This window comes from Pseudoalteromonas sp. 1181_04, assembly GCF_052850545.1.
The window spans coordinates 19128-32967 of sequence record NZ_VXCS01000031.1 but is presented as its reverse complement, the minus strand read 5'-3'; the positions used below and the strand labels follow the sequence as shown (position 1 = coordinate 32967).

Here is a 13840-nt window from a genome sequence, read left to right as displayed (position 1 = left end):
TCACCACTGTACAGATTTATTGTCAGCTCGTTTCTTTCGTGCCAGCTCCTTACGGCGAAGCTTTGCGGCTCATAATTTTGCTGGCAATCAATTGCGCAGTACCTTTAAGCAAGCTGCGCTTATGCTCAAGTCGTGGTAAAGGACGGCTTAGTTCCATCGCTTTATAACCAATGCGTGCGGTAAATATACCCGCGCTTAAGCCTTGTGCTGCACGTCCTGATAATTTACCTAGTAATTCAGCACTGAGCGCTGTAGCAGCTAAATCCGATACTAACTCAGCACTGCCAACAAACATCACTTGCTTGATCAACATACGATAGAGCTTGATCCGGCTAGCATAACCAAATCCGATACCGTAAATCTTACCTATTTGCTCAATCAGTTTTGTGCCCCGCCAAAGCACTGCCATCATATCCACCAGCGCTAATGGACTTAATGCCACTAACAAGCCTGATTCAGTGGCAAAACGGTTGATCAGCTTTTTAGCTTGAGTATCTTGTTTCACTAACAAACTATCGGCGTACAAGGTCATGATCTCTTTATCGCTATGATGGCTATCAATGCTTGCTTTAAACTCATCAAAGCCGGTTAACTGCTGATGTTTATTGAGTTTTTCAAGCCAAGGTAGTGCCCCACCAACCTGTTCGCTATTGAGCAATCGATCCGCTTCATGACGATGTAATTGATTGCGCTTTAAGCTGCGCAACATTCTATATTCGCGCCATAACAAGCGCCCCAATAACAACACGCCACTGAGCACTGCAATTAAATATACGCTGCCTAAGATGATGGATTGCTGAAATGTCACAACCATAGAAAATATAAATTCAGCTAACACTAAAGTTATAAAGCTAATCGCAAACACCCCTTTCAGAGTTTGCCATTTTGACTTTTTATAAACAGGGGTTAAATCAATCTCTTCATCTTGGGGCTCATCGATAACGTGCTCATATTCATACTCCCCTTGATCGATCACTTTAGCTGGGGTCAAGGTAAGTTCATTGTCTATTGGCTGTTCACTAGTATCAATACGTCTGCCGGCTTGAAAGCCTGAAGCGGTCTTGCTCATGTTAGTTTGTCTCCTAAAAGGTACTGCATGACATGATCTAAACGAATGTGTTTTAGTTGCTTGTCTGGACTTGGCATTGGTGCAAACGATAAAAACTCAAAACCATGGCTTGGCCACTCATCTTTATTGAGCATGCGCATTGGTGGCTGCGGTGGTAAGTAGGTCAACCATTGCGACTCTGATAACGGCTTACCATAAATACAATTGAGGGTTTTACCTTGCTCAACCACTTGTTTTGGCATGGTTGCCGTAATAGATGACATCGCCATAGTTTCTATTTTAACGCCATCAAATTTTAAGTGATTACTTTGCTCGTGCACTAATGAGTCCAACAACAGCGCTAAATCTTTATGGTGTGCACTACTAATATGATCTGACTTATTCGCAGCAAACAATAGTTTATCTATATTGGGTTTAAACAAGCGTTTCAAAAAGCCAGTTTCGCCATAGTTAAAATGCGCAAGTAATTGTTTGATCACATCCCCTTGCTCTTGCAACGTCTCAGGCCCTTCATTGAGCGCACTGAGCACATCAACAAGCACTATTTGCCGATCAAAGTTGCGAAAGTGTTGTGTATAAAATGGCTTAACCACTTCTTTCACATAAGCATTAAAGCGCTTTTGCAAGTGCGCCAAATTAGACCCTGCAACCACCTCATCATTAGCCTGTGCAACTGGGAAAAACAGTAATAACGGTGCACCTTGTAATTCACCTGGCATCAGCATGCGTCCAGGTTGTAGCATCGCCAATTTAGTGTCTTTTTTAAGACTCACTAACAGTGTTTGATAGTGCGTAGCAATCGCGCTTAGCGCACTTTCATCTACTGGGGCTGTTAAATCAAGCTCGCTCAGTGCAGTTAAAAATGCTTGTGCCTTTTCAACCCGAGGAGAGCGCTGTAACAGTGCATATTGCTGCTCACTCCATTGTTGATAGCTTTGCTCTAGCATGGGTAAATCAAGCAGCCACTCACCGGGGTAATCAATAATGTCTAAATATAAGGTTGATTGCGGTGCAAAGTGACCACGTAAGCCTGCGTCACTCCGGTATTTAATTGCTAGACGTAAAGTATTTATGCGCTCGGTTGATGCAGGCCAGTGTGGTTGCCCTTCAAGCGGCAATAAAGCACTCAGGGCTTTAGGGTAATCAAATGTAGGAATGGTCAGCGCTTGTTGCGGCACTATTTTTGTGGCGATATGACGCTGTTGCTGCATAACATCAAAAAACGGTAAGTTTTTGTCTGTTGCTTGACTGGTTAAATGCTTTACTAAAGCGGTAATAAAAGCGGTTTTACCACTGCCACTGAGGCCAGTTACCGCTAATTTTACGTGTTGATCTAAACTACGGTGAACAGCTTTTTCAGCCTTACCTTTGAGTTTATTAAAGGCGTTTTTTGCAGATGAAGTGTTTATCATAATGAGCTAGCACTTCAGCGCCATTATTAGTTAGGTGGCTAAAGTGCTATTAAGTCCTTTACAGCTTATTGATTTCACGGCTAACCGTAAACTCGGTTGAAGTAACATAACGTTCCATATCTTGTAAACGTATATCAACACGTCCCAAACGGTCTTTTAGATCTTGTAAAGCACGACGTGGTGGCTCACCTTTTTGCCATACTTTAAATTTTACTTCAAGAGGATCTTCGTGTTTTGCCGCATCAGTTTTGCTTTGTGCATTGGCAGGTTTTTTATCTAAAATAAACCACGCTGCGATGTAAGCCACAACAAACAACGGGCCACCAGCTAGTAACACTGCCGTTACTACGATAATACGTACTAACCACAATTCCATATTGAAATAATCACTGAGCCCTGCACATACACCGGCTATTTTACCACGTGCTGGATCTCTTAGCAGTTCACGTTTAGCACTCATACCTTACGCCTCCACTGTGGGGCCTCTTGATCAAGTAGTGCTTCTAAAGTTTCTACTCGGTCAGCCATTTTATCTGCTTTTTGAGCAAGCTCAAGTAACTGGCGGTGTTCGTGTTCGCTCAAGCCTTGGCTTACTTGCTTTTTACTTCGGTAATGTAAAATTAACCAAAGGGGTGCTACCACAACCATAAAAATGATAATTGGAGCAACAAACACTTCTGCATCAAACATAACCCTCTCCTACACATCCATTAATTTATCAAGCATAGGGGGATGACTCCCCCTTTATTTATTATCTTTATTTATCAGCAAGCTTCTTTTTAAGTGCAGCTAATTCATCATCGATTTTTTCGTTTTGCTGTAACTCAGCAATTTCATCAGCCAATGACTTTTTACCTAAGTCGTACGATTCTACTTGTGATTCTAGTCCATCAATCTTAGTTTCGTAGCGCTCAAAGCGATTTAATGCATCTTCAACTTTAGAGCTGTCTAATGCTTTTTTCACCTCTAGGCGTGACTCAGCTGAGCGTTGACGTAAAATAATCGCTTTTTGACGTGCTTTTGCATCCGCTAACTTGTCTTGTAGCGTACTTACTTCCTGTTGCAGCTTATCAATGTGAGATTCTATGTGACTGAGTTCATCTTCAACAGCAGCAACCGCTTGTGCTGACTTTTGCTTTTCAAGCAATGCAGCACGGGCTAGATCATCACGGTCTTTGCTCAATGCCAGCTCGGCTTTATCTTGCCATTGAGCGACTTGCTCTTTTAATGTATCGACACGACGTACTAATTCTTTTTTCTCTGCTAATGTTTTCGCAGAGGTTGAACGTACTTCAACTAATGTGTCTTCCATCTCTTGGATGATCAGACGTACCATTTTTTCAGGATCTTCTGCTTTATCTAAAATGGCATTGATATTAGAATTAACAATATCTGCAAAACGCGAAAAAATTCCCATAACATTTACCTCTGTAGTGTTTAACTTAATTGGTCTGCTGTTACTGTTACAATATGCTTGCCAACTTTATAAAACATAAAATACAGTAATATTTTCATAATGTTAAACTAAAAATACAAATTCCTTTAGTTCTCCCTAATTATGAAATACACTAACTGTTAGTAAAAATGACTAAGAGTTAGGGAATATGAGCCAATTTCGCCAACAAGATAATTTACTCGGCCAATCAGACAGCTTTTTAGCGGTACTTGATCAAGTTTCACAGCTGGCAAGTTTAGATAAACCAGTACTGATTATTGGTGAACGTGGCACAGGTAAAGAACTGATCGCCGCCCGTTTACACTTTTTATCAAAGCGCTGGGAGCAAAGCTACATTAAGCTCAACTGTGCGGCACTTAACGAAAACTTGCTTGAAAGCGAATTGTTTGGCCATGAAAGTGGTGCCTTTACCGGCGCAAGTAAACGCCACGAAGGACGCTTTGAACGTGCCAATGCCGGTACGCTATTTTTAGACGAACTAGCAAATACCTCTGCCATGGTGCAAGAAAAACTATTACGGGTAATTGAATACGGTGAATTTGAGCGAGTCGGTGGCAAACAAACCGTCAAGGTCGATACTCGCTTAGTCTGCGCAACCAATGAAGACCTTCCTTATTTAGCCGAGCAAGGTGAATTTAGAAGCGATTTACTCGACAGGCTCGCATTTGATGTAATCACTTTACCGCCACTGCGCGAACGTCAGGAAGACATCATGTTACTCGCTGAGCAATTTGCGATGAATATGGCCCGTGATTTGGACTGGCAACTATTCAGTGGTTTCACCCGCAGTGCTGTGGAAATACTGCAAGGGCATGATTGGCCAGGTAATATACGTGAACTTAAAAATGTCGTGGAACGAAGTTTATATCGCCATGGCAGTGAACATATTCCCGTTCACCAGATTATTTTAGACCCATTTGAAAGCCGCTTTAGACCCAAGCAACGAATTAAAAAACTCCCCACTACAGCCATAGAAGCAGCTCCTGTTGCAGTTGTCGCCAATGAACCGATAGTTGCAACAAGTACCCCGCAATTTCAGTTTCCATGTAGCTTAAAAGACCTCTCAAATGAATTTGAAATTGATTTAATAAAAAAAGCGCTTGAATATAGTCAATTTAATCAAAAGAAAACTGCAGAAGTACTTGGTTTAACGTATCATCAACTACGAGGCTATTTGAAAAAATACAACTTGTTAGATCAACAATAATAGTCAGAGGCTAAACGAGTGTATAAATTATTACTTGGTATCTTAACGGTATGCCTAACGGGTTGCTTAGATACCAAAGAAAAAACACTAGAAGAAAAGAATCAGGGCTTAGTTTATTGCGCTGAGGCTAACCCTGTGTCGTTCAATCCCCAAGTGACGACCACAGGTTCGACGATCGATATTATTGCAAATCAATTGTATGACCGTTTGATCAGTATCGATCCCGTGACCGCTGAATTTAAAAGTGAACTGGCCACTGACTGGAAAATAAGTAAAGACGGCAAGTCAGTTACCTTTACCTTGCGCAAAGGAGTGAAGTTTCATACTACTGCATACTTTACCCCAAGCAGAGAGTTTAACGCTGATGATGTAATCTTTACCTTTAGCCGTTTATTCGATGTGTATAATCCTTATCACTTTGTTGGGGATGCCAATTACCCTTATTTTCAAAGTGTCGGCATCGACCAGCTAATTCGGCAAATTGTTCGCGTGTCCGACTACCAAGTGCGCTTTGAATTATTTAATGCCGAAAGCAGCTTTTTAGCCAATATGGCAACTGATTTTGCAGTGGTTTTGTCTCGCGAATATGCCATGCAATTAAAACAGCGCGACCAAGTTAATCTTTTTGATCAATACCCTGTTGGTACTGGCCCCTATGTTTATAAAGAGTATCGCCGCGATCACTTAGTACGCTATTATCGTAATCCTGACTATTGGAAACACCATGTAGTGCTGGAGCAGTTGGTTTACGACATCACCCCAAATGGCACCACCCGAATTGCAAAAATGCTCACTAAAGAGTGTGATGTAACCGCACACCCAAGTAGCGCGCAATTAAGTATTTTAGCCCAACGCGACGACATTAACGTACAAAAAGAAACCAATCTTAATGTAGGTTATTGGGCGTTTAATACCGAGCGCCCACCATTTGACGATTTAAGAGTACGCCAAGCACTGGCCCATGCCATTGACGTTGAAAAAATCATGCAAGCAGTTTATTACGGCAACGGTATTCGTGCGCAATCGTTATTACCGCCAACATCATGGGCATATCAACCACAAGCTAAACTACCCGGATTTAACCCTGATCTAGCTAAAAAACTGCTGATTGAGGCTGGCTTTCCAAATGGCTTTGATATGACCATTTGGGCTATGCCAGTGAGCCGAATTTATAATCCTAACGCACGTAAAATGGCCGAGCTAATGCAAAGCGATTTACGAAAAATTGGTGTAAACGTCAGCATTGTTGAGTATGAGTGGAACACCTTTATTCAACGCATAGGTGAACACCGCCATGACAGCGTGTTATTAGGTTGGGCTGCAGATACACCGGATCCAGATAACTTTTTTAGCCCGCTACTCAGTTGCACCGCGGCATTTAGTGGTAAAAACCCTGCGAATTGGTGTGATCCTGAGTTTGACTTACTCTTGACACAAGCGCTTGATACCACCGATTTAGCCAAACGAAAAGCCTATTATCAACAAGCACAAGCGATGATAGTGCGTGAACTACCTTTATTACCACTTGCCCACGGTATGCGTTTTCAAGCAAGTAGTGCCGATGTAGAAGGTATTCCACTTGGCCCATTTGGCGCAATTTCCTTAGCCAACGCGAGGAAAAAATAATGGTGTTAAATTATATTTTACGCCGTTTAGGCTTACTGTTATTTATGATGTTTACCTTGAGTGTATTTACATTTTCACTCAGTTATTTATTTCCCGGCGATCCGCTTAGTAATTTAAGTGGTATCAGTAATACCAGTTTTTCACAAACCAGTGAACTACAAGAAAAATATCACTTTAACGATAATTATTTAATGCAATATTTTGCTTTTATTGCGCGTATTGTGCAAGGCGACTGGGGCGTGTCGTTCGCTTCGGGCGACAGCGTATTTACTCATATTATCGAGCTATTCCCAGCCACGTTAGAGCTGAGTATTTATGCGTTAATTATTTCTGTTGTGGTTGGCGTTCCGGCAGGTATCTTGGCGGCGGCCTATCATCGGCGCTGGCCAGATAAACTGGTTAACTCCACAACGTTAGTAGGCTACTCAATGCCGGTATTTTGGTTAGCTTTGCTGCTGATCATGGTGTTCTCATTACAACTAGGTTGGTTCCCGATGTCAGGGCGAATGGGCTTACTGTACGAGATCCCCTCCCAAACTGGCTTTATTTTGATTGATATTGTATTAGCAGACTTTCCTTATTCTGGTCTGGCTATGCTTGATGCTCTGCATCATTTAACCCTGCCGACCATTGTTCTGGCAATGTACCCAACCACTGTATTAGTGCGCTTTACACGAGAGTCGATGTTGCATGTGCTTGAGCAAAGTTTTATTAAAACCGCCCGAGCCAAAGGCTTAAACCGTGCCCAATTAATTATGCATCATGCCTTACGTAATGCCTTGTTACCGGTTATAAAGCAAATTGGTTTGCAGTTTAGTACTTTGATCACTCTGGCGATGATCACTGAGGTGATTTTTTCATGGCCCGGTGTTGGCCGTTGGTTAATTGATAGTATTTATCAACGAGACTACCCTGCCATTCAAGGTGGCTTATTAGCGGTATCGATGTTTGTAATTCTGGCGACTATTATTGCAGAATTAACCTATACCTTGTTCGACCCGCTGTCACGGAATCAAGCGCATGGCAAAGTTTAATTTATTTTCAGAAGAGTCAAACAAATCGCCATTAGCGCGATTTTGGCGCAAATTTAAATCCAATCATCCTGCCTTAGTGGGGTTATGGATTTTTATCGCCTTTGCTATTTTAGCTGCGGCTGCGCCACTGATTGCACCATATGGGGTAAACCAACAACACAGTGAAGCGTTACTTATTCCTCCATCGTGGCATGAAATGGGCGATGTACGTTTTATACTCGGTACTGACGATTTAGGTCGCGATGTACTCTCACGGCTTATGAATGGCGCAACTTATACCTTTGGCTTATCAGTCATTGCTGCGCTGATCACCACCATCATAGGTGTGTTAGTAGGCACATTTGCCGGCATTAGCCGAGGTATTCGCTCAAGCTTTTTAAATCATCTACTTGATATAACCTTATCAATACCGTCTTTATTATTAGCGATTATTATTATTGCGATATTAGGCCCAGGCCTGATGAATACCGTGTGGGCAATTATTTTAGCGCTATTACCGCAATTTATTCACTCGGTGCGTAACCTCATCGTCACTGAGCTTAATAAAGATTACATTACTGCATTTAAACTTGATGGCGCATCGAATTGGCATATTCTCTCCAGAGGGATTTTTCCAAATATTTATGAGCATATTGTGGTTATTTTTACGATGGCATTATCGACCGCTATTTTAGATATTTCCGCTTTGGGCTTTTTAAAACTAGGGGCACAACCACCAACCACAGAGTGGGGTGCAATTTTAGCTGAAAATCTGGGTTTAATTTATTTAGCACCTTGGACCGTTGGCTTGCCTGGGGTATTACTCTTTTTAGCCGTGCTGTCGACCAACTTAGTGGGCGACGGGCTACGCCAAGTGCTCAAAGCACGTAAGGCTGACTAAATGCAATTACTTGATATACGAAATCTGACCATAGAGCTGCGCACCTCTGATACTGTTATTCGCGCCGTAGATAGAGTGAACTTGAGCCTCAAAGAAGGTGAAGTACATGCATTAGTGGGCGAATCTGGCTCAGGTAAAAGCTTAATTGCTAAAGCCATTGTGGGTGTATTAAATAAACGCTGGCACATTACAGCCGACCGAATGCATTGGCGTGGCGTAGATTTAATGCGTCTATCAAACGAACAACGACGTAAAATTGTTGGTAGTGACATCGCAATGATTTATCAAGATCCCAGTCGCTGTCTTGATCCAACCGCAAAAATATTTGAGCAAATAGCCGAAACGCTCCCAGAAATAGCAAACTCCGGGTTTTTCTTAAAGCGTAACCGCGAACGTAAAGACCGAGTAAAAGCGTTGATCCATAAAGTGGGCATTAAAGATCACGAAAAAGTACTATCGAGCTACCCTCACGAGCTCTCAGAAGGCGTATGTCAAAAGGTCATGATTGCTATGGCCATTGCTCGTACACCTAAGTTACTGATTGCCGATGAACCAACCACCGCGCTGGAAAGTACCACCCGCGCGCAAGTATTTCGGTTATTAAAAAGTTTAAATCAACTTAAAAACATGTCAATTTTAATGATCTCCCATGAACTTGAAGAAATCATTAATTGGTCCCATGGTATGCATGTACTTTACTGCGGGCAAATGGTTGAAGCAGGTCCAACCCAGCGTATTTTTGCCCAGCCTCGCCACCCTTATACGCAAGCATTATTAAAAAGCTTACCGGATTATGAGCAAGGGCTTGCCCATAAAGAACCTTTTTATGCACTAAAAGGTACAATCCCAACCTTGCAGCATTTGCCCATAGGCTGTCGTCTTGGTCCTCGCTGTCCGCAGGCACAAAAAGCTTGTGTAGTAACACCGCCTTTAACTAAACAACATGGTCATAGTTATGCGTGTCATTTTCCATTGATTAAGGTGATGAAATAATGCAACCTCTGTTAAAAGTGCAAGCCTTGTCAAAAAGCTTTAACCTGCGTGCTGGGTTATTTTCACGTAAGCGTTTTGAGGTATTAAAAAACATCTCGTTTTGTTTAGAGCAAGGTGAAACACTGGCTATTATTGGCGAAACTGGCTCTGGTAAAAGTACCCTAGCAAAATTACTCGCTGGAGCAGACAGCGCAGATGCTGGGCAAATCCTACTCGATGGCAACATCATCGAAAACAAAGGCGTTCGCGATCAGCAATGCCGCCATATTAGAATGATTTTTCAAGACTCCGAAGCCTCGCTAAACCCAGGTTTAACGATCGGCGATATGCTCGACGATTGCCTGCAATATAATACATCTTTGGATAAAGTAACTCGCGCTGAAAAAATCACCGCAACACTGTCTAAAGTAGGTTTATTAAACGACCATCAGTATTACTACCCACATATGTTTAGTGGCGGTCAGCTGCAACGTGTCGCTCTAGCACGTGCATTAATACTCGACCCTAAGGTTGTGGTACTTGATGAAGCATTATCGTCTCTGGACCCTTCTGTACGTGCACAAACCGTCAACCTGCTACTCAAGCTTCAACAGGACACGGGTCTCAGTTATATCTTGATCACTCACCACTTAAGTTTAGTACGCCACATCAGCGATCAACTTGTAGTACTCGATCACGGTGAAATTGTTGAATACGGTAGAACCGAGGATGTATTCCAAAAGCCAAAATCAAAAGTCACTCAGAAGTTGTTGAGTTGCTAAAAAAAGGTTCTAGGTTCTAGGAAAAGCCAGAGCAGTTAAGGGATATATATCTATCGCTGTTTGTGGTTAAAAAACGAAAGCCAATAGTAAAGCGGATTTATCAACCGCTTTATGCGAAATGAGAACATCGTATTTGGGATAGTGCTTACGTTTAACTCAGAAATAGTAGGTTCTGGAAAAATAGAACCTTAATCAACTCCAAACAGTCTGAAAAATCATCTATTTGTTGGCTTGGTTGGAAACAGGTTCTTGGTGATTACTAAAATTACGCCGAACACTTCCGCTAATGTACCACCCATATATAAATTTAACGACCATTCATCAAAAGCCAGCCAACCAAATCCTACGCAAAAAAATACAATATTCATCACGATAAGTTGGCCTATAAGTATTTTAATAAACCAATTTGCATAGGATTTTTTTAATTCTCTGTCTGCTTTTGAATCTTCAACTTTCTCTGAAACTAAAGGATCTGTCGGGGTAGTTTTACTTTTATCTTGCAGGCTCGCTTTTATTAACGATGCTAAATTTCCCTTTTCTTGTACCGTCATTATAAAAGCCTCAATGCTTTTAATCTATGCTTAAGCGCCTCATGAGAAACCCCGAAATACATTGCTAAATTAAAATGATTTTTACCTGAACGCAATAATTTTTTTAAAATTGCTTCAGGCATTAATAAGTTAGCTGCGAACTGATTTGCAAATATTTCATCAGCATCAGTTCCGTTTGAAGCATTTGGGCCTCTTAAGTCAACATACTCATATTCAAGGCTTTCATCGTTAGACTCAATCCTGGAAACATAATGACCTAATTCATGTGCGCAGGTAAATCGTTTTCGGTTACTGTGATCAGCATAATGTAAAGCGATGATCGGATCAGCACCAGCCTCTTTAATCAAGGCGCCGGAAACACTAGGTGGGAGTTCTGTATCCAAAACTTGTAATCCCATTTTTTTAGCTATCGAGACAGGATCAACAGGAAAGTCCTGATTAAGCCAAAGTGTTTCAAGTACTTTGTTAGCTTCAGTTTGTGGATTCAAGTTCATATAATTTCCTCAACTAGAAATTTCTGTTGTGTTTATACAGATAAAAGCAAAAAAACGTCAATTGCACTGATAATATATACAGTAGTTAATATTCAGTTTTTTACCAACATACATTTTAACACTATCACATAATTCTTAGTGTGTTTTTCTGCCATTCTAATATCAATAATAATTGTCACAACTGCTATTTAAAACTTCACAGGCGCAAAGGCTTTCGTTGCACGCTACCCAATTTTGTAAACTAAACTCGAACCTAGCACCTTTAACCTAGTACCTTTAGCCTTTAACCTTTCACCTAGTACCTAGTACCTAGTACCTATATATTCTACCCACAAAAAAAGCGCCATTAGGCGCTTTTTTAGGTTTGCTTAATTAACTATTACTCTGTGGCGGCTTGCGCTTTAGGTAAGTTTAATTCTGCATTTGCTTTTAAAGCTTCAATGAATACCATGTAGTTTTTGTTAACTTGGGTCATAGTAATATTTTGCTTAAGTTGCGCTTCAATTTCACCTTCAACAGTGGCGTTAGTCACGGCTTTTAAGGCTACAATTGCGGCATCACCGTTATTTAATTCAACTTTTTCAACTACTGGTGTGTCACCAGTTGGGTGTGCCATTTTAAAGGCATGTTGAACGATTGCAGGCGAAACAGTGTAAGCTTGACGAGTTAGTGCCGCTTCTTGACGAAGTTCTAAGCTTTGCTCAGTTACTAGGTCATTTAAGCTCTTGCCAGCTTCAATTTCAGCATATAGTGTTGTTGCTTTTTCTTTCGCAAGCTCTGATGCTTTATCACTAACTAAACGTGCTTTAATTTGCTCTGATACATCAGCAAGTGCTTTTGTTGCAGCTGGTACATGCTCTTTAACACGCACTAACACAACATGCTCATCGCCCACTTCGATAACTTCAGAGTTCATTTTATCTTCAAGCACATCTGGTGAGAAAATTGCAGCTAATACCGCTGGTGTATTAAGCGGCGCAGGTAGAGAATTACGGTCAACTAATGCTGTTGTTTGTACTTCAACACCGGCAACTTCTGCAGCATCAACTAAGGTATCTGAAATTTCAAATGCAATAGCGCCCATTTCTGTTTGCTTTTCATAGAATGCATTTACTTTTTCAGTACGCTCAAGCTCAGCACGTAAATCAGCTTTAACAGTGTCATACGCTTTTACTTGTTGGCTCTGAATATCAGTTAACTGAATAATATGGTAACCAAACTCAGATTGTACAACGTCTGAAAAATCCCCTTTATTTACTAATGCGAATGCCGCATCTTCAAAAGCAGGATCCATCATGTCACGTTCGATCCAATCTAAGTCACCACCCATTTCAGCACTAACGGTATCATCAGATGATGATTCTGCTAATGCCGCAAAATCACCGCCTTGTTGTAATTGTGCTAACAAGTCTTCTGCTTTGGCTTTTGCTGCATCATCATCTTCACTGTTATCAATTAAGATATGCGATACACGGCGTTTTTCAGGTTCGACGTATTGTGCTTTGTTTTGATCATAATATGCTTTAACGTCTGCTTCGCTAACATGAGTTTCAAGTGTTAAGTTAGCTGCATTTAAATCAATGTAGTTTACTGATACTTGCTCTGGCGCTAAAAACTGCGACATATTTAGGTCATAGTAATCGGCAATTTCTTGCTCTGTTACTGTCACGTTTTGCTGTAAAGACTCTTTGCTGATCACGACATAGTCAATACTGCGCGTTTGCTGTTGTAGCGCAACGGCATTAGTCAGTTCGCTATTTAGAGCAAAATCGGTACCTGCAACCGCTGAAATTAGCTGGCTACGAGTCATTTCTTCACGTAAATATTCACGAAATGCGTCAGGTTGAAAGTTCATTTGACGGATAACTTGTAAGTAACGATCGTTGTTAAATTGCCCACCAATTTGGAAGTATGGCAATTCTAAAATCGCTTTACGAACACTGTCGTCACTAACACGTAAGCCAAGTTCGGCCGCTAGTTGAGTTTGCAATTCTTGTTGTACTAGACGGTCAACGACGCCTTGACGAATTTGTGCCATATAAGTTGGATCAGCAGCAATTTGTGCAAAGTATTCGCCAAATTGTTGCTCTAAACGTGCACGTTCGTTTTGGAACGCACGGCTAAACTCGGTTTGGCTAATTTTAACTCCATTTACTTCAGCTACGGGCTGCTCTGTGGTTTGACCTAAGTAACCACCGATCCCTGCTAAGGCAAAAGATAAAATCACCGCGCCTAAAATAATTTTAGCTACCGGTCCTTGTGAACCTTCTCTGATTTTCTCAAGCATTTATTTATCTCTATTCTATTCGAGGCAGAAATCGCCTTGCTTATGTAAAAAAAGCGTATCTTACCAGATA

The 13840-nt window shown here is 41.3% G+C and carries 14 protein-coding genes; 6 read left to right on the top strand and 8 right to left on the bottom strand.

What is annotated here, in order from left to right:
- Positions 1 to 49: 49 nt before the first annotated feature.
- From FW757_RS20350 to pspA, 5 genes are all read right to left on the bottom strand, one after another.
- Positions 50 to 1069 (bottom strand): TIGR01620 family protein, encoded by a 1020-nt coding sequence (locus FW757_RS20350; protein ID WP_446441628.1) that lies wholly within the window; start codon positions 1067 to 1069, stop codon positions 50 to 52.
- Complete coding sequence (locus FW757_RS20345; RefSeq protein WP_215909075.1) at positions 1066 to 2481, bottom strand: YcjX family protein; 1416 nt, start codon at positions 2479 to 2481, stop codon at positions 1066 to 1068. The genes FW757_RS20350 and FW757_RS20345 overlap by 4 nt, the downstream gene beginning before the upstream one ends.
- Before the next feature lie 58 nt (positions 2482 to 2539).
- A complete protein-coding gene (gene pspC, locus FW757_RS20340; RefSeq protein WP_145241438.1) occupies positions 2540 to 2941 on the bottom strand; it encodes an envelope stress response membrane protein PspC in 402 nt (133 codons plus the stop codon).
- Complete coding sequence (gene pspB / locus FW757_RS20335) at positions 2938 to 3171, bottom strand: envelope stress response membrane protein PspB (RefSeq protein ID WP_145241440.1); 234 nt, start codon at positions 3169 to 3171, stop codon at positions 2938 to 2940. The genes pspC and pspB overlap by 4 nt, the downstream gene beginning before the upstream one ends.
- A 67-nt stretch (positions 3172 to 3238) precedes the next feature.
- Positions 3239 to 3898, bottom strand: coding sequence for a phage shock protein PspA (pspA, locus tag FW757_RS20330; protein ID WP_145241442.1), 660 nt, complete (start codon positions 3896 to 3898; stop codon positions 3239 to 3241).
- A 187-nt stretch (positions 3899 to 4085) separates the two neighbouring features.
- On the opposite strand from pspA, the gene pspF reads away from it, so the two are divergent.
- The 6 genes from pspF to FW757_RS20300 are packed head-to-tail and all read left to right on the top strand — an operon-like array spanning position 4086 to position 10438.
- Positions 4086 to 5144: a phage shock protein operon transcriptional activator gene (pspF, locus tag FW757_RS20325; RefSeq protein WP_446441627.1), complete on the top strand. Its 1059-nt coding sequence runs from the start codon at positions 4086 to 4088 to the stop codon at positions 5142 to 5144.
- Between the two features lie 18 nt (positions 5145 to 5162).
- Complete coding sequence (locus tag FW757_RS20320) at positions 5163 to 6770, top strand: ABC transporter substrate-binding protein (protein WP_446441626.1); 1608 nt, start codon at positions 5163 to 5165, stop codon at positions 6768 to 6770.
- Positions 6770 to 7804 carry an ABC transporter permease gene (locus tag FW757_RS20315; RefSeq protein ID WP_145241448.1) on the top strand — a complete coding sequence of 345 codons (1035 nt, stop codon included), beginning with the start codon at positions 6770 to 6772 and terminating at the stop codon, positions 7802 to 7804. Before FW757_RS20320 ends, FW757_RS20315 begins: the two co-directional genes overlap by 1 nt.
- Complete coding sequence (locus tag FW757_RS20310) at positions 7791 to 8684, top strand: ABC transporter permease subunit (RefSeq protein WP_182761442.1); 894 nt, start codon at positions 7791 to 7793, stop codon at positions 8682 to 8684. Before FW757_RS20315 ends, FW757_RS20310 begins: the two co-directional genes overlap by 14 nt.
- Positions 8685 to 9677: a peptide ABC transporter ATP-binding protein gene (locus FW757_RS20305; protein WP_182761441.1), complete on the top strand. Its 993-nt coding sequence runs from the start codon at positions 8685 to 8687 to the stop codon at positions 9675 to 9677. It abuts the gene before it with no gap.
- The gene (locus FW757_RS20300) at positions 9677 to 10438 is read left to right on the top strand and encodes an ATP-binding cassette domain-containing protein (RefSeq protein ID WP_149980752.1); all 762 of its coding nucleotides are present in this window, start codon (positions 9677 to 9679) and stop codon (positions 10436 to 10438) included. The genes FW757_RS20305 and FW757_RS20300 overlap by 1 nt, the downstream gene beginning before the upstream one ends.
- A 215-nt stretch (positions 10439 to 10653) precedes the next feature.
- On the opposite strand, the gene FW757_RS20295 is transcribed toward FW757_RS20300, so the two are convergent.
- From FW757_RS20295 to ppiD, 3 genes are all read right to left on the bottom strand, one after another.
- Positions 10654 to 10989 (bottom strand): hypothetical protein, encoded by a 336-nt coding sequence (locus FW757_RS20295; RefSeq protein WP_149980753.1) that lies wholly within the window; start codon positions 10987 to 10989, stop codon positions 10654 to 10656.
- Positions 10989 to 11483 carry an ImmA/IrrE family metallo-endopeptidase gene (locus tag FW757_RS20290; RefSeq protein WP_182718143.1) on the bottom strand — a complete coding sequence of 165 codons (495 nt, stop codon included), beginning with the start codon at positions 11481 to 11483 and terminating at the stop codon, positions 10989 to 10991. Before FW757_RS20290 ends, FW757_RS20295 begins: the two co-directional genes overlap by 1 nt.
- Before the next feature lie 379 nt (positions 11484 to 11862).
- Entirely contained in the window at positions 11863 to 13770 is a 1908-nt protein-coding gene (gene ppiD / locus FW757_RS20285; protein WP_446441625.1) for a peptidylprolyl isomerase, read from the bottom strand.
- Positions 13771 to 13840: the final 70 nt, after the last annotated feature.